Source organism: Pseudomonas sp. 008 (genome assembly GCF_016861935.1).
Taxonomy (GTDB): domain Bacteria; phylum Pseudomonadota; class Gammaproteobacteria; order Pseudomonadales; family Pseudomonadaceae; genus Aquipseudomonas.
In genome coordinates, this window is sequence record NZ_BOMA01000009.1 from 188,772 (window position 1) to 203,420 (window position 14,649).

Consider the following 14,649-nt stretch of genomic DNA (forward strand, 5'->3'; position numbering starts at 1 on the left):
AAAAAAACGCAGGCCCGGGATCAGGCCTGCGTTTGTGGTGTATCAATCTTTTACGGTCGGAATCTTGCGCGGTGCCATGAAGTACATCCAGGTCAGCGCGATGAAGTACATCGCCGGAATGATGGTGAACAACACGGTGTAGTTGTTGTTGGTGATGGTCAGAATGTGGCCGACCAACTGGGTCATGAACATCCCGCCGATCGCCGCGCACATGCCGCCGAAGCCGAACACCGTACTCATCATGTGTTTAGGCGTGTAGTCCATCACCAGGCTCCAGATGTTCGCGGTCCAGGCCTGGTGCGCGCCGATGGCCAGGGAGATGGCGAACACCGCGAGCCACAGGCTGCTCGAACCGGCGGCCATGACCACGCCGATGATGCAGCAGGCGAACAGGAACATGGACATCAGTCGGGCCTTGATCGGGTTGATCCCGCGACCGATCAGGAACGAAGACAGGATCCCGCCGCCGACGCTGCCGAAGTCAGCCGTGAGGTAGATGATGATCAGCGGAATACCCATCTGGGTCACGTTGATCCCCAGGTTGTATTGCTGATTGAGGAACGGCGGCAGCCAGTACAGGTAGAACCAGAACACCGGCGCGGTGATCGAGTAGGCGAGGGCGAAGGCCCAGGTGCCACGCATGCGCAGGATTCGCGAGAACGGTACGCGGGATTGTTCCGGTTCGACTTCCTTCTGGATGTAGTCCAGTTCCGATTGTTTAACGCTCGGGTGATCTTCCGGGTTGAAGTACTTCAGGCCCCAGAACAGCAACCAGATGCCGCCCAGCGCCGCCATGCACAGGAACGCTGCCTGCCAGCCCCAGGCGTGAAGAATCAGTGGAAGCAGCATCGGTGTGAACATCGCACCGACGTTGGTCCCGGCGTTGAAAATACCGGTGGCCACGGCGCGCTCGCCAGCCGGGAACCACAACCGGGTGGTTTTCACGCAGGCCGGGTAGTTGGCGGCTTCAGTCAGGCCGAGAATGAACCGGCAGACCATGAAGCCCGCCGCCGAAGTGGCCAGGCCATGAGCGCCGGTGGCCAGGCTCCAGAGCAGTACCGCGAAGAAGAACACGCGCTTCACGCCGACCCGGTCGATCAACCGGCCTTGCAGCACGAAACCGACGGCGTAGCCGACCTGGAACCAGAAGTTGATGTTGGCGTAGTCCATCGCCGTCCAGCTCAGTTCCTTGGCCAGGATTGGCTGCATGACGCCCAAGGCTGCGCGGTCGATGTAGTTCAGGGTGGTGGCGAAAAATACCAGCGCCAGCATTCCCCAGCGGGTTTTGCCGACGGCCATGGCGCCGCGGATTTTGTCGCCGATGCCGCCAGTGGCGACGCTTTGGGCCGAAGCCACGCGAGAGCTTTGAGAGGGAAACATGTGTGTGCCATCCGTTCAATGACTGACAAGCGAGGCTTGTCGGGACTTCAAGGGCGCGTGATCAATCGATGGCGACGGGCGCGAGTGAGATTGATCGGCTGAGGTGTTTTCGTCAGGCGACGACAACGTTTTATTCAGCGAGCGGCACGGTTCGGCCGAGGGGGCGCAAGGTTCGGATGGACACCAGGTCTGGCGTGAGATCGGTGGAGCAAGCAAACAAGGCGTTGAATGAGCGCATGAGCGTGTACCCGTTTTTTGAAATTTTTATGTGGTGTTCAGGGTCTTTGGTAACCGAGTCCATGGGGTCGTGACCGGACTCAATGTGGTGTCGATGGTGCGCAGTGGACGAAAAATCGTCAATTCGCCAACCGCCATTGTGTTCGATAATCGCCCGCAAAACTAACCGGGTAGTACACTTTGAATTGCTGTGCGGATTCGTCAAGCCAATAATTTGCCCAACAAGAATGTCCCCACCACCGGGAGTCGACACATGCAGCGTTCCATTGCCACCGTTTCCTTGAGCGGTACCCTGCCGGAAAAACTAGAAGCCATCGCCGCCGCCGGTTTTGACGGGGTGGAAATTTTCGAGAACGACCTTCTCTACTACGACGGCAGCCCACGGGAAATCAGGCAGATGTGCGCTGATCTCGGGATCGCGATCACTCTGTTCCAACCCTTTCGGGATTTCGAAGGTTGCCGCCGCGATCGACTGCCGCGCAATCTGGAGCGGGCCGAGCGCAAGTTCGATTTGATGCAGGAGCTGGGCACCGACCTGGTGCTGGTGTGCAGCAACGCCTCGGCCGACTCCATCGGCGATGAGCAGATCCTGGTCGACGATTTGCGCCTGCTCGCCGAACGGGCCGGCGCTCGTGGTTTGCGGATCGGTTACGAAGCGCTGGCCTGGGGCCGCCACGTGAACACGTATCAACAGGTGTGGAACATCGTTCGCCAGGCCGACCATCCGAGCCTCGGCGTGTTGCTGGACAGTTTCCATACGCTGTCGCTCAAGGGCGACCCGAAGGCGATCGCCGAGATTCCCGGTGACAAGATCTTCTTCGTGCAAATGGCCGATGCACCGATCCTGGCCATGGACGTGCTGGAGTGGAGCCGGCATTTCCGTTGTTTCCCCGGCCAGGGCGAATTCGATCTGCCGGGGTTCCTCGCGCCGATCATCAAGAGTGGCTACACCGGCCCGCTGTCGCTGGAGATCTTCAACGACGGTTTCCGCGCCGCGCCACCCCGGGCCAACGCCGCCGACGGCTTGCGTTCGTTGCTGTACCTGGAAGAGAAAACCCGCCAGCGCCTGGAACAGGAAGCCACGCCTGTGGCCAATCGCGACATTCTGTTCGACACCCCAGGCGCCAGCGAATACAACGGCATCGAGTTTCTTGAATTCGCCGTGGACGAAAGCCTCGGTGCCAAGCTGTCCCATTGGTTGGAGCGACTGGGTTTCGTCAAGGCCGGACAGCACCGTTCCAAGAGTGTCAGCCTGTTGCGTCAGGGCGATATCAACCTGATCCTCAACTCCGAACCTTATTCCTTCGCCCACAGTTTTTTCGAGGCCCATGGGCCATCGCTGTGCGCCACCGCCGTGCGGGTCAAGGACAGCGCCAGTGCGTTGGCCCGAGCCGTGGCTTACAAAGGCCAGCCGTATCGCGGGCTGGTAGGCCCCAATGAGCTGGAACTCGCCGCCGTGCGTGCGCCGGACGGCAGTCTGATTTACCTGGTAGACCAGGACGCCGACGTCTATGGCACCGACTTCAATCTGCAACCGGCGGCCGTGGCCAGCGGTGGCCTCAAGCGCATCGACCACATGGCCATGGCGCTGCCCGCCGACAGTCTCGACAGCTGGGTGTTGTTCTATAAAAGCCTGCTGGATTTCGAAGCCGACGATGAAGTGGTGCTGCCCGACCCGTATGGTCTGGTGAAGAGCCGTGCCTTGCGCAGCCGTTGCAGTTCGATCCGCCTGCCGCTGAACATTTCCGAGAATCGCAACACCGCGATCTCACACGCACTCTCGAGTTATCGCGGTTCCGGTGTGCATCACATCGCTTTCGATTGCGACGACATCTTTGCCGAAGTTAGCCGTGCCAAGGAGGCGGGCGTGCCGCTGCTGGATATCCCGCTCAACTACTACGATGACCTCGCCGCGCGCTTCGATTTCGACGATGAGTTCCTCAGCGAGTTGGCGTATTTCAACGTGCTCTACGACCGTGATGCCCAGGGTGGCGAGCTGTTTCACGTGTACACCGAGCCGTTCGAAGGGCGGTTTTTCTTTGAAATCATCCAGCGCAAAAACGGCTATGCGGGTTACGGCGCGGCCAACGTAGCCGTGCGACTGGCGGCCATGGCCAAATCCCGAAGTGGTGGCGTACGTCAGACAAAGTTGTAGGAAAATCGTAAACACGGGTACAAAACCGCTGCCGCGTGACTTCCTTCACTGTGCGCGGCGGCCCATAATCGCCTACTTGTGCAGTGATGGCCGTGAGCCCGCAATGACAATAATTTCAGAACTCTCCGTAGCGCCCGAAAAGCCAATTGCCGAGCCTCGCAAGAGTCGCAAGAACAACCCGGAAAAAACCCGCGAGAACATCCTTCAAGAGGCTATCGTCGAGTTCGTCCAGCAGGGGCTTTCCGGTGCGCGCGTCGATGCGATCGCCGAGCGCATCCACACCTCCAAACGCATGATCTATTACTACTTCGGCAGTAAGGAGCAGCTCTACGTCGAGGTGCTGGAAAAACTCTACGGGGATATCCGCAGCACCGAAAGTCGCTTGCACCTGGCCGAGCTGGCGCCGGTGGAGGCGATTCGGCGGTTGGTGGAATTCACCTTCGACCACCATGATCGCAACGTCGATTTCGTGCGCATCGTCTGCATCGAGAACATTCACAACGCCGAGTATGTGAAGCGCTCCGATGCGATCAAGGCGATGAACAACACCATCCTCGATTCACTGGGCGAGATTTTGCGTCGCGGGGCTGCAGAGGGTGTATTCCGCGCCGGCCTCGATCCGCTGGATGTGCACCTGCTGATCAGTTCGTTTTGCTTCTATCGCGTGTCGAACCGTCATACCTTTGGTGAGATCTTTCAGATCGACTTGCCGGACGAAAGTATCAAGCAGCGTCATCGGGAGATGATCTGTGAGTCGGTGTTGCGGTATCTGCAGGTCTGATTTGCAGGGTCCTTAAAAGATCGCAGCCTCGTTTCACTCGACAGCTCCTACAAGTACCCATACCCCTGTAGGAGCTGTCGAGTGAAACGAGGCTGCGATCTTTTGCATTTCAACCATTCATGCTTTGAAAATGCGCCAGCATCCGCTGGGCATCCGGCACCACGCCGCTGAATAATTCAAACGCCTTCACCGCCTGAAACACCGCCATGTTGCCGCCGTCCAGGGTTCGGCAACCCAGCGCGCGAGCGTTGCGCAGCAGTTCGGTTTCCAGCGGGAAGTAAACGATCTCCGCCACCCACAACTGCGCGCGAAGCAGCTCTACCGGCACTGGCATGCCAGGCAGCTTTTTCATGCCCATGGGCGTGGTATTCACCAGTCCATCAGCCTGACCCAGCGTGCCCGGCAAGTCATGACCGGCCACGGCGCGGCCAAAACCGAAATGCTGATTGAGGTTGTCCGCCAAAGACTGAGCCCGGCTGTGATCCACATCGAAAATGCTCAGCAGTTGTACGCCTTCGCTCAATAACGCGTGGGCCACCGCTGCGCCTGCGCCACCGGCGCCCATTTGCACCACACGCTCACGGGCAACGTCCGGCAGGCCGCGACGAAACCCTTCGGCAAAACCCAGGCAATCGGTGTTGTGGCCAATGCGTTTACCGTCCTTCAACACCACCGTGTTCACCGCGCCAATGCCGCGGGCTTCCGGCGACAATTCGTCGAGCAACGGGATGATTGTCTGCTTGCACGGGAAGGTGATGTTCAGCCCGGTGAAATTCATCCGCTCGGCGGCCATCAGCAGGTCGGGCAGGGCGCCGCTGTCGAGTTTCAGCTGATCCAGATCGATCAGTCGATACAGGTAGCGCAGACCCTGCGCATCGCCTTCGTGCTCGTGCAGCACCGGAGTGCGGGAAGCCTGAATGCCGGCGCCGATCAGCCCGGCCAATACCACGGTGTTCTGTGTCATCACGCTTAACCTTTCAAACGTTGGCTGAAATGCTCCAGCGCCAAACGATAGCCGTGGCTGCCGAAACCGCACATCACGGCCGTGGCGATGGACGAGACAAAGGAGTGATGCCGGAAGGGTTCGCGGGCATGGACGTTGGACAGATGCACTTCGATCACTGGCAGTTCGCTGGCGACCAAGGCATCGCGAATGGCGACCGAGGTGTGAGTCCAGGCGGCCGGGTTGATGACGATCCCGGCGCAGCGGCCACGGGCGGCATGAATCCAGTCGAGCAGTTCGCCTTCATGGTTGGTCTGGCGAAACTCCACCTTCAGGCCGAACTCTTCGGCGGCGCGACCGCACAGCGCTGAAATATCCGCCAGGGTTTCGTGGCCATAAGTCGCCGGTTCACGGGTGCCGAGCAGGTTCAGGTTCGGGCCGTTGAGCACCAGAACGATAGGGGACATCGGGTCTCTCCACTTATTATTTTTGGCATTGGCCGAGGGTCTCAGCCTGTGGAGATAAATTGTACTAACTGGTTAATAAGGTCAATTGAAGAGGCACCGGCCCTGGATTATCTGTGCGGTGATCGAACATTCAGCGTGGAAGACGCTCAACCAGAAAATCGATAAACGCCCTGAGCCGCAACGGCACATGGCGGCTTTGCGGATACAGCAAAGTGAAGGGGCGGGAGCGCCCGCCGTAGGGCTTGAGCACTTCCACCAGCGAGCCATCCGCCAGTTCGTTTTCGACGATGAAGCGATAGGTTTGAAACAGCCCGGCGCCGTGTTTCGCCAGCGTCACGCCACCCAATACATCATCGGAACAGCAGTAATTACCTTCGGCCAAAATCTCCAGCGGCACGCCGTTATCGTTGAACAGCCAGGCAATCCGCCGCCCGCTGCTGGGTAGCTCGAACTGAATGCATTCGTGGTGCGCCAGGTCGTCCAGGGTTTGTGGCATGCCGGCACGCTTCAGATAGTCAGGGCTGGCAATCATCACCAGCGCAGCGTCCTCCAGTGGCCGGGCAATCAGCCCGGAGTCGGGAATCGCCCGCACACGGATGGCCATGTCATAGCCTTCGCCGACAAAATCGATGTTGCGATTGCTGATGTGCACCTCGACTTTCACGGCGGGAAAACGCGCCCGGAACGTCGGCAGCAGCGGCAGGATGCGGTGGTGGGCATAGGTGGTGGGAATGCTGATACGCAAGGTGCCGGAGGGTTCCTGCTGTTGGCCCATGACTTCGCGCTGAGCCTCGACCAATTGCGCAAGGGCCAGGCGACACTCCTCGAAATAGCGCCGGCCACTGTCGGTCAGCTTGACGCTGCGGGTGGTCCGCGCGAACAGCCGTACACCCAGACGTTCTTCCATCCGCGACACCGAGCGGCTGACCGCAGCCGGCGTCACGCCAGCCACCAGGGCTGCGGCGGTAAAGCTGCCGGCTTCGGCGGCCAGGCAAAACAGTTCGATGCTGCCGAGCTGAAGATCGTCGAAATGTCGCTGCATGATTGATTACACCAAGAATCAAATGGGATGCCTGAGGTTGTGTTTATCAAAGATGGGCGCACAAATACAGGGCGTTTCAATCGCCCACAAAAAAGCCGTCCCAAGGACGGCTGATTTGTATAACGGCTGCAATCAACGACGGGTCAACAACACTCCGGATTCCATGTGATGGGTCCACGGGAACTGGTCGAACATCGCGCATTGAGTAATGCGGTGAGTGTCGTTCAGTTGGGCGATGTTGGCCGCGAGGGTTTCCGGGTTGCAGGAAATGTAGAGGATGTTGTCGAAGCGCCGGGTCAGTTCGCAAGTATCCGGGTCCATGCCGGCGCGGGGCGGATCGACGAACACGCTACCGAACTCGTAGCTCTTGAGGTCGATGCCGTGCAGGCGACGGAACGGGCGAACTTCGTTCAGGGCTTCGGTCAATTCTTCGGCAGACAGACGCACCAGCGTGACGTTATCCACCGCGTTTTCGCTCAGGTTGCTGAGTGCCGCGTTGACCGAGGTCTTGCTGATTTCGGTGGCCAGCACTTTGCGCACACGGGTAGCGAGTGGCAGGGTGAAGTTGCCGTTGCCGCAATACAGCTCCAGCAGATCATCCGGGCGATCACCGAGAGCGCCATACGCCCAATTGAGCATCTTCTGGTTCACCGTGCCGTTGGGTTGGGTGAACGCGCCTTCCGGCTGGCGATAGCTGAAGGTACGGCCGCCGACTTCAAGTTGCTCGACCACGTAATCGTGACCGATCACTTCGCGTTTGCCCTTCGAGCGACCGATGATGCTGACGTTCAGGTCGGCTGCCAGCTTCGACGCCGCCGCGTGCCAGTGCTCGTCCAGCGGGCGGTGGTAGCACAGGGTGATCATCGCATCGCCGGCCAGCGTGGTCAGGAACTCCACTTGGAACAGCTTGTGGCTCAGGGCTGCACTCGCTTGCCACGCCGCCTTGAGCTGCGGCATCAACTGGTTGATGCGCAGGCTTGCGATCGGGAACTCTTCGATCAGGATCGGCGTGCGTTTGTCTTCCTGGGAAAACATTGCGTAGTGGCGCTCGCCGGCTTCACGCCACAGGCGGAATTCGGCACGCAGGCGGAAGTTTTTCAGCGGCGAATCGAACACCGCAGGCTCGGGCGCACCGAACGGGGCCAGCAGATCACGCAGGCGCGTGACCTTTTCTTCGAGCTGAACGGCGTAGGCCTGGGAATCAAAAGTCATGCGTTGAACCAACCTAACTTGATCACGAACAGAATCGACAGAACCACCAACGCCGAGTTCAGCTCACGGCCACGGCCGGACAGCAACTTGATGGCGGTCCAGGAAATGAATCCGAACGCGATACCGTTGGCGATGGAGTAAGTGAATGGCATAGCCAGAGCGGTGACTACCACTGGCGCTGCAACGGTGATGTCGTCCCAGTCTATTTCCGCCAGCCCCGAGGTCATCAATACGGCGACGAACAGTAAGGCAGGTGCGGTGGCGAAGGCCGGTACGCTGGCGGCCAGTGGTGCGAAGAACAGCGCCAGCAGGAACAGAATCGCCACCACGACGGCGGTCAGGCCGGTGCGGCCACCGGCACTCACGCCGGCTGCGGATTCGATATAGCTGGTGGTGGTCGAGGTGCCCAGCAACGAACCGGCCATGGCCGCGGTGCTGTCGGCGATCAGGGCACGACCCATTTTCGGCATGTGGCCGTCCTTGCCCATCAGGCCGGCGCGCTTGGCGACGCCGATCAGGGTGCCGGAGTTATCGAACAGATCGACGAACAGGAACGCGAAGATCACGCTGACCAGACCAATGTCCAGTGCGCCTTTGATGTCCAGTTGCAGGAAGGTTGGCGCCAGCGACGGTGGCATCGACATCACGCCGCCGAACGGGCTGAAGCCCAGCAGGATGGAAACGATGGTCACCGACAGAATGCCGATCAGCACCGCACCGCGCACTTTCAGGGCCTCCAGGGCAACGATCAGGGCAAAGCCCAGGGTTGCGAGGATCGGCGCCGGTTGCTTCAGGTCGCCAAGGCCGACCATGGTCGCCGGGTTGCTGACGACGATGCCAGCGTTGTGCAGGGCGATCAGTGCCAGGAACAGGCCGATGCCGGCGGCAATCGCCGAACGTAGCGCCAACGGGATGCTGTTGATGATCCATTCACGGATGCGGAAGATCGACAGCAGGAAAAACATCACCGCCGAGAGGAACACCGCACCCAGCGCCACTTGCCAGGTGTGGCCCATGTGCAGGACCACCGTGTAGGTGAAGAAGGCGTTCAGGCCCATGCCCGGTGCCAGGGCGATCGGGTAATTGGCGATCAGGCCCATGGTCGTCGAGCCGATGGCGGCGGCCAGACAGGTGGCGACAAACACCGCGCCCTTGTCCATGCCGGTCTCGCCGAGGATGCTCGGGTTGACGAACAGAATGTAGGCCATGGCCAAAAAGGTCGTGACGCCCGCCAGAATCTCGGTCCGCACGTTGGTGTTGTGTGCCTTGAGTTGAAACAGCCTTTCCAGCATGTCTGCTCCCCGTGGCGCGCCCGGCGCCGTGAATGTATCGACCTCAACAGCAAAGCACAGACCGCCGTAGGCGCCTGGGAATTTTCTGTGGGTCGGAAAAAGCCGCGCATCATACCAGCAGCGTGGGGCTATGGCTGCTTATGGCTGCGATCGTCGTCGATGTTTTGCCAAAAAGGGAACTGCGCCATACTGCGCGCTGTTTTTTTAGGGCAGGGAAGGGCGGAATATGAAGTACATGAGCACGCGCGTGGTTGTCGCATTCGCAGTGTTGATCGCGTTGTTCCTGGGTGCCCAAACCGCCTCGGCAGCGACGGCTCCACCTCTGAGTCAGGTCAAGGTGCTCAAGGTCGAGTCGCCCAACTGTGGCTTTGAAGATATTGCGGACAAGCAGGAGCAGACTCGTTGCGATCACCAGGGGCCGAACATCAAGGTGTATGTGCTGGAAGTCGGCTACGGTCGCGAAGCCCATGTTGCCCTGGACGGTTTCGAGGTGGATGGCACCCGGACCCCAGTCTGTGCTTTTGATACCGGCAACCTGACCGAGTGCTCAGTCGGGAAAAAAACTGTCGGCTATCTGTACATCTTCAACCTGGCAGGCAAGCAGGACGGCATCTTCACGTTCAGCAACACCTCGATCAACGCTCCGGGCAACACGATGTCGACGCAGCTTTACATCAAGTAACGGCCAGGCTCGAACAAGGGTCAGGAAAGCTGACTACGCTTTAAAGATCATTCTCTGGACCGCGCCCATGACCTTTAGAGCCCTGATTACCCTCGCCGAGGGCATCGACGATCTGCAAACCGTGACCCTGATCGATGTACTGCGCCGCGCCAAGGTTGAAGTGGTGGTGGCCAGTATCGAGTCGCGGCGCATGCTGACCTGCGCGCGCGGCACCCGCCTGACCGCCGATGCGATGCTGGTCGATTTGCTGGCCCAACCCTTCGACTTGATCGTTTTGCCCGGCGGCGCCGTGGGGACGCAGCATTTGGCGGCCCATCAACCTCTGCAACAATTGATCAAGGACCAGGTCGCCGCCGGACGCTTGTTCGCCGGCATTGCCGAAGCGCCGGCGCTGGCGCTGCAGACTTTTGGCGTGCTGCGTCAGCGGCGCATGACGTGCCTGCCTTCCGTCAGCCATCAATTGTCGGGCTGCAACTTCGTCGATCAACCGGTGGTGGTCGATGGCAACTGCATCACCGCCCAGGGTTCGGGCGCCGCGCTGGAGTTTGCGCTGACGCTGGTGGAGCAACTCTGCGGCAAAACCACGCGGTCGGCGGTGGCGGGGGAATTGCTTGTTTAGAAATATCAGGCGTGGACAGCAATCGGCTCGATGAGCGGTTGCTCACGCTGCTCCGCCTGCCAGAGATCGTAGTCGGTCTGAACGCCTAACCACATACGAGCCTTACCGATTCCAGCCCGCTCCAGGCGTACCGCCAGATCCGGACTGATGGGCGCATGGCCGTGCAGCACTCGCGAAAGATGCGGGCGGGCGAATCCAAGGTGTCGGGCCAGTTCGGTGACGCTGATGCCAAGCTCGGGCAATACATCCATCAAAAGTGTTTCGCCAGGGTGTGGCGGGTTGTGCATGGGCATGGTCCTGCCTCCTGTCAGTGATAGTCCAGATAGTCGACCAGTTCGATATCCGAACCAATAAAACGAAAAATAACCCGCCAGTTCCCCGAAACACTGAGTGACCAATATTCGACCAGATCGCCCTTGAGCGGATGTAATCGCCACCCCGGAAGGTCGAGGTCGTCGGGAGTCGCTGCGCGATCCATAAACTGCAGCATGCGAGCCAGACGCTTCGCATGATCTGCTCGAATCCCACGAGTCGAACCGGTTTCGTAGAAGCCACGAAGGCCTTTGTGCTGAAAGGATTTGATCATGCTCAGAGTGTAAGGCGATACATTACACTTGATGCACTATCTATGTATTGCACTTGGTCGGAGAATTTATGCTTGGTGCTGATTGCCGGCCTTTTTTGGATGCAGGTGTGGGACATTCCTGTCCCCCCTGATCAGCTTCAGGCCCTGACTTCTTCCACCGGTCCCGGTACATGCATACGGTCGCGGTTGGCCAGGGTCGGGAACAGTTTGACCCAGGCCCCGGTCACCATCAGTGTGCCGATGCCGCCCATCACCACGGCCGGTACGGTGCCGAACCAGTGGGCCGTCAAGCCAGACTCGAATTCGCCGAGCTGATTCGAAGCACCGATGAACAAGCCATTCACGGCACTGACCCGGCCGCGCATCTCGTCCGGGGTTTCCAGCTGCACGAACGAGGCGCGGATCACCATGCTGATCATGTCTGCCGCGCCTAAAACCACCAACACAGCGAGAGAGAACCAGAACGAAGTCGACAGGCCGAAAGCGATGGTTGCCACGCCGAATACACCCACGGCGGTAAACATCACCCGTCCGACGTTGCGTTCCACGGCAAATCGCGCCAGAAACAGCGACATCAGCAGTGCGCCCACCGCGGGGGCCGAACGCAGCAGGCCCAGACCCCAAGGGCCGGTCAGCAGAATATCTTTGGCGAACACCGGCAGCAGCGCAGTCGCGCCACCCAGCAAGACGGCAAACAGATCCAGGGAAATCGCCCCGAGAATATCCGGACGGCTGCGAATGAAGCGGATGCCTGCGAGCAGCGAATCCAGGGTCGCCTTGCCCTTGTTCAACGGTGTCTGCCGAGCCGGTAGGTTAAGCATCAGCGCACAGGCGATGAGGTAGAGGATCACCGTCGGGCCATACACCCAGACGCTGCCGAAGGCGTAAAGCAAACCGCCCAGCGCCGGGGCAACGATGGTGGCCGATTGCTGCGCAGATTGCGCGGCAGCAACCGCGCGCGGGAATAAAGCACTGGGCACGATGCTCGGCAGCAAGGCCTGGGTGGTTGGCATCTCGAAGGAGCGGGCGGCGCCGAGCAGGAATGCGAGGATGAAGATCATCTCCCGGGTGACATGGTCCGTCGCGCTGCCGATGGCCAGCGACAGGGCGATCAGCGCTTGCACGGACTGACAGATCGCCGCGACCTTGCGCCGGTCATAGCGATCCGCCACATGCCCGGTGTGCAGCATGAACAACACCCGCGGGGCAAATTCCACCAGACCCACCAGACCCAGATCGAGCACGTTGCCGGTCAGTTGATACAGATTCCAGCCGATGGCCACGGTCAGCATTTGAAAACCGCTGGCGGTAAATACCCGAGCCAGCCAGAACGCGATAAAAGGGCGGTGATGACGTAACAGCAGGGGCGCTTGGCTGGGCATCTGAAGGCAAGTCTGGGTGAGGGGAAGGGCGAGATTATCACCAACCTGTAACCAGAGGTTGCGAGCGCGGAAAATTTAGTTAGCTAGACACCGATCCCACAGAGCATACAAATTCCCTGTGGCGAGGGAGCAAGCTCCCTCGCCAGAGGGAATGCATTGCAACGCATGACCAAACCCGTGAGGCAACCTGTCACGCGGCAATAGACCACACCGTCCATCGGCAAAAATGCGACTACTCTTTCAACGTTGCTTGATCCAGATCAAGACCCTTCGTGGAAATGATCCGGTGGCCAGATGGCCAGATTCCCTACGTTGTGATGATGGTAGAAAAAGAACGAGTTCAAATTCGCCACACTCCATAACCGTGGGGGCAGTGGGTGCAGGCCGCAAGCCTTCAGCCAGTATTACCTGACAGAGGAAGACTTATGTTCGGTTTGGAGGCACTTGATCTCGCCCGGATTCAGTTCGCGTTCACCATTTCGTTCCACATTCTGTTCCCGGCCATCACCATTGGTCTGGCGAGTTACCTGGCGGTACTCGAAGGCCTGTGGCTGAAGACGCACAACGACACTTACCGCGATCTGTACCATTTCTGGTCGAAGATCTTTGCCGTCAACTTCGGCATGGGTGTGGTGTCCGGCCTGGTCATGGCCTATCAGTTCGGCACCAACTGGAGCCGCTTCTCGGATTTCGCCGGTTCCGTGACCGGGCCGTTGCTGACCTACGAGGTGCTCACCGCGTTCTTCCTCGAAGCCGGTTTCCTCGGCGTCATGCTGTTCGGCTGGAACAGGGTCGGGCGCAAGCTGCACTTCTTCGCCACGGTCATGGTCGCCATCGGTACCCTGATCTCGACCTTCTGGATTCTCGCCTCCAACAGCTGGATGCAGACCCCGCAGGGCTACGAAATCGTCAACGGCCAGGTCATTCCGGTGGACTGGTTGGCGATTATCTTCAACCCGTCGTTCCCCTACCGGCTGATGCACATGGCTACGGCGGCGTTCGTCGCTACCGCCTTCTTCGTTGGTTCGTCGGCGGCCTGGCATTTGTTGCGCGGCAAGGACAACCCGGCCATCCGCACCATGCTCTCGATGGCCATGTGGATGGCGCTGATCGTGGCGCCGATCCAAGCCGTCATCGGTGACTTCCACGGCCTCAATACCCTCGAACACCAGCCGGCGAAAATCGCTGCGATTGAAGGTCACTGGGAAAATGTCGGCGATGAACCGACCCCATTGATCCTGTTCGGCTGGCCGGACATGAAAGCCGAAAAGACCAAATTCGCGGTCGAGATTCCGTACCTGGGCAGCTTGATCCTGACCCACACCCTGGACAAACAAGTGCCGGCGCTCAAGGAGTTCCCGCCTGAAGACCGGCCGAATTCGACCATCGTGTTCTGGTCGTTCCGGGTCATGGTCGGCCTGGGTTTCCTGATGATCTTCACCGGTTTGTGGAGCCTGTGGCTGCGCAAGCGCGACACGCTGTATACCTCGCGTCCGTTCCTGTACCTGGCGCTGTGGATGGGCCCATCCGGCCTGATCGCGATTCTCGCTGGCTGGTTCACCACTGAAATCGGCCGTCAGCCGTGGGTGGTCTACGGCTTGATGCGCACGGCGGATGCGTCCTCCGGGCACAGCTTCGTGCAGATGAGCATCACCCTGGTCATGTTCGTTGTGGTGTATTTCGCGCTGTTCGGTGCCGGTCTTGGCTACATGATGCGCCTGGTGCGCAAAGGGCCGAAGATCGACGAAGGCAAGGAAACCAACGAGGGTGGTCCTGGCCAGAAACGCACGCCGGCCCGTCCGCTGTCCGCCGCCGACGACGACAACGGTGACGGCGATCACAACCACAGCCTGACCAAGGAGATTTGAATC

14 protein-coding genes are annotated in these 14,649 nt (G+C 59.7%); 5 read left to right on the forward strand and 9 right to left on the reverse strand.

Translation table 11 applies throughout. The features are described 5' to 3' along the window. Nucleotides 1-42: 42 nt before the first annotated feature. Nucleotides 43-1,380, reverse strand: a complete 1,338-nt coding sequence (locus tag JUI81_RS19610) for an MFS transporter (RefSeq protein ID WP_018925801.1) — start codon at nucleotides 1,378-1,380, stop codon at nucleotides 43-45. Nucleotides 1,381-1,870: 490 nt separating this feature from the next. Here JUI81_RS19610 and quiC point away from each other — a divergent pair, with 490 nt between their 5' ends. Both quiC and JUI81_RS19620 read left to right on the forward strand, forming a co-directional pair. Then, complete coding sequence (gene quiC, locus JUI81_RS19615; protein WP_204124856.1) at nucleotides 1,871-3,772, forward strand: 3-dehydroshikimate dehydratase QuiC; 1,902 nt, start codon at nucleotides 1,871-1,873, stop codon at nucleotides 3,770-3,772. A gap of 103 nt (nucleotides 3,773-3,875) precedes the next feature. Beyond that, nucleotides 3,876-4,553: a TetR/AcrR family transcriptional regulator gene (locus JUI81_RS19620; RefSeq protein WP_204124857.1), complete on the forward strand. Its 678-nt coding sequence runs from the start codon at nucleotides 3,876-3,878 to the stop codon at nucleotides 4,551-4,553. Between the two features lie 109 nt (nucleotides 4,554-4,662). Here the strand turns inward: JUI81_RS19620 and JUI81_RS19625 are convergent, their stop codons facing one another. The 5 genes from JUI81_RS19625 to JUI81_RS19645 form a co-directional block, all read right to left on the reverse strand. Then, nucleotides 4,663-5,517, reverse strand: coding sequence for a shikimate dehydrogenase (locus JUI81_RS19625; protein WP_204124858.1), 855 nt, complete (start codon nucleotides 5,515-5,517; stop codon nucleotides 4,663-4,665). Between the two features lie 5 nt (nucleotides 5,518-5,522). Continuing rightward, nucleotides 5,523-5,963: a type II 3-dehydroquinate dehydratase gene (gene aroQ / locus JUI81_RS19630; RefSeq protein WP_007937291.1), complete on the reverse strand. Its 441-nt coding sequence runs from the start codon at nucleotides 5,961-5,963 to the stop codon at nucleotides 5,523-5,525. Nucleotides 5,964-6,093: 130 nt separating this feature from the next. Continuing rightward, the gene (locus JUI81_RS19635; RefSeq protein ID WP_028938866.1) at nucleotides 6,094-7,005 is read right to left on the reverse strand and encodes a LysR family transcriptional regulator; all 912 of its coding nucleotides are present in this window, start codon (nucleotides 7,003-7,005) and stop codon (nucleotides 6,094-6,096) included. 132 nt (nucleotides 7,006-7,137) lie between these two features. Next, nucleotides 7,138-8,217, reverse strand: a complete 1,080-nt coding sequence (gene trmA / locus JUI81_RS19640; protein WP_019581302.1) for a tRNA (uridine(54)-C5)-methyltransferase TrmA — start codon at nucleotides 8,215-8,217, stop codon at nucleotides 7,138-7,140. Continuing rightward, nucleotides 8,214-9,509: an NCS2 family permease gene (locus tag JUI81_RS19645; RefSeq protein ID WP_018925809.1), complete on the reverse strand. Its 1,296-nt coding sequence runs from the start codon at nucleotides 9,507-9,509 to the stop codon at nucleotides 8,214-8,216. The genes trmA and JUI81_RS19645 overlap by 4 nt, the downstream gene beginning before the upstream one ends. Before the next feature lie 226 nt (nucleotides 9,510-9,735). Here JUI81_RS19645 and JUI81_RS19650 point away from each other — a divergent pair, with 226 nt between their 5' ends. Next, nucleotides 9,736-10,191 (forward strand): DUF4879 domain-containing protein, encoded by a 456-nt coding sequence (locus JUI81_RS19650; RefSeq protein WP_204124859.1) that lies wholly within the window; start codon nucleotides 9,736-9,738, stop codon nucleotides 10,189-10,191. 67 nt (nucleotides 10,192-10,258) lie between these two features. Continuing rightward, nucleotides 10,259-10,810 (forward strand): DJ-1 family glyoxalase III, encoded by a 552-nt coding sequence (locus JUI81_RS19655; protein WP_019581300.1) that lies wholly within the window; start codon nucleotides 10,259-10,261, stop codon nucleotides 10,808-10,810. Between the two features lie 5 nt (nucleotides 10,811-10,815). Here the strand turns inward: JUI81_RS19655 and JUI81_RS19660 are convergent, their stop codons facing one another. The 3 genes from JUI81_RS19660 to JUI81_RS19670 form a co-directional block, all read right to left on the reverse strand. Beyond that, a complete protein-coding gene (locus tag JUI81_RS19660) occupies nucleotides 10,816-11,103 on the reverse strand; it encodes a HigA family addiction module antitoxin (protein ID WP_019581299.1) in 288 nt (95 codons plus the stop codon). Nucleotides 11,104-11,117: 14 nt separating this feature from the next. Continuing rightward, nucleotides 11,118-11,396: a type II toxin-antitoxin system RelE/ParE family toxin gene (locus tag JUI81_RS19665; RefSeq protein ID WP_019581298.1), complete on the reverse strand. Its 279-nt coding sequence runs from the start codon at nucleotides 11,394-11,396 to the stop codon at nucleotides 11,118-11,120. A 137-nt stretch (nucleotides 11,397-11,533) separates the two neighbouring features. Continuing rightward, complete coding sequence (locus JUI81_RS19670) at nucleotides 11,534-12,778, reverse strand: MFS transporter (RefSeq protein WP_019581297.1); 1,245 nt, start codon at nucleotides 12,776-12,778, stop codon at nucleotides 11,534-11,536. Between the two features lie 425 nt (nucleotides 12,779-13,203). Here JUI81_RS19670 and JUI81_RS19675 point away from each other — a divergent pair, with 425 nt between their 5' ends. After that, on the forward strand, nucleotides 13,204-14,646 hold the full coding sequence (locus tag JUI81_RS19675) for a cytochrome ubiquinol oxidase subunit I (RefSeq protein ID WP_019581296.1): 1,443 nt from the start codon (nucleotides 13,204-13,206) through the stop codon (nucleotides 14,644-14,646). Nucleotides 14,647-14,649: the final 3 nt, after the last annotated feature.

Coding starts and splice junctions, on each gene's coding strand:
- JUI81_RS19610 (WP_018925801.1), bottom strand. CDS start 1,380: ATGTTTCCCTCTCAAAGCTCTCGCGTGGCTTCGGCCCAAAGCGTCGCC.
- quiC (WP_204124856.1), top strand. CDS start 1,871: ATGCAGCGTTCCATTGCCACCGTTTCCTTGAGCGGTACCCTGCCGGAA.
- JUI81_RS19620 (WP_204124857.1), top strand. CDS start 3,876: ATGACAATAATTTCAGAACTCTCCGTAGCGCCCGAAAAGCCAATTGCC.
- JUI81_RS19625 (WP_204124858.1), bottom strand. CDS start 5,517: ATGACACAGAACACCGTGGTATTGGCCGGGCTGATCGGCGCCGGCATT.
- aroQ (WP_007937291.1), bottom strand. CDS start 5,963: ATGTCCCCTATCGTTCTGGTGCTCAACGGCCCGAACCTGAACCTGCTC.
- JUI81_RS19635 (WP_028938866.1), bottom strand. CDS start 7,005: ATGCAGCGACATTTCGACGATCTTCAGCTCGGCAGCATCGAACTGTTT.
- trmA (WP_019581302.1), bottom strand. CDS start 8,217: ATGACTTTTGATTCCCAGGCCTACGCCGTTCAGCTCGAAGAAAAGGTC.
- JUI81_RS19645 (WP_018925809.1), bottom strand. CDS start 9,509: ATGCTGGAAAGGCTGTTTCAACTCAAGGCACACAACACCAACGTGCGG.
- JUI81_RS19650 (WP_204124859.1), top strand. CDS start 9,736: ATGAAGTACATGAGCACGCGCGTGGTTGTCGCATTCGCAGTGTTGATC.
- JUI81_RS19655 (WP_019581300.1), top strand. CDS start 10,259: ATGACCTTTAGAGCCCTGATTACCCTCGCCGAGGGCATCGACGATCTG.
- JUI81_RS19660 (WP_019581299.1), bottom strand. CDS start 11,103: ATGCCCATGCACAACCCGCCACACCCTGGCGAAACACTTTTGATGGAT.
- JUI81_RS19665 (WP_019581298.1), bottom strand. CDS start 11,396: ATGATCAAATCCTTTCAGCACAAAGGCCTTCGTGGCTTCTACGAAACC.
- JUI81_RS19670 (WP_019581297.1), bottom strand. CDS start 12,778: ATGCCCAGCCAAGCGCCCCTGCTGTTACGTCATCACCGCCCTTTTATC.
- JUI81_RS19675 (WP_019581296.1), top strand. CDS start 13,204: ATGTTCGGTTTGGAGGCACTTGATCTCGCCCGGATTCAGTTCGCGTTC.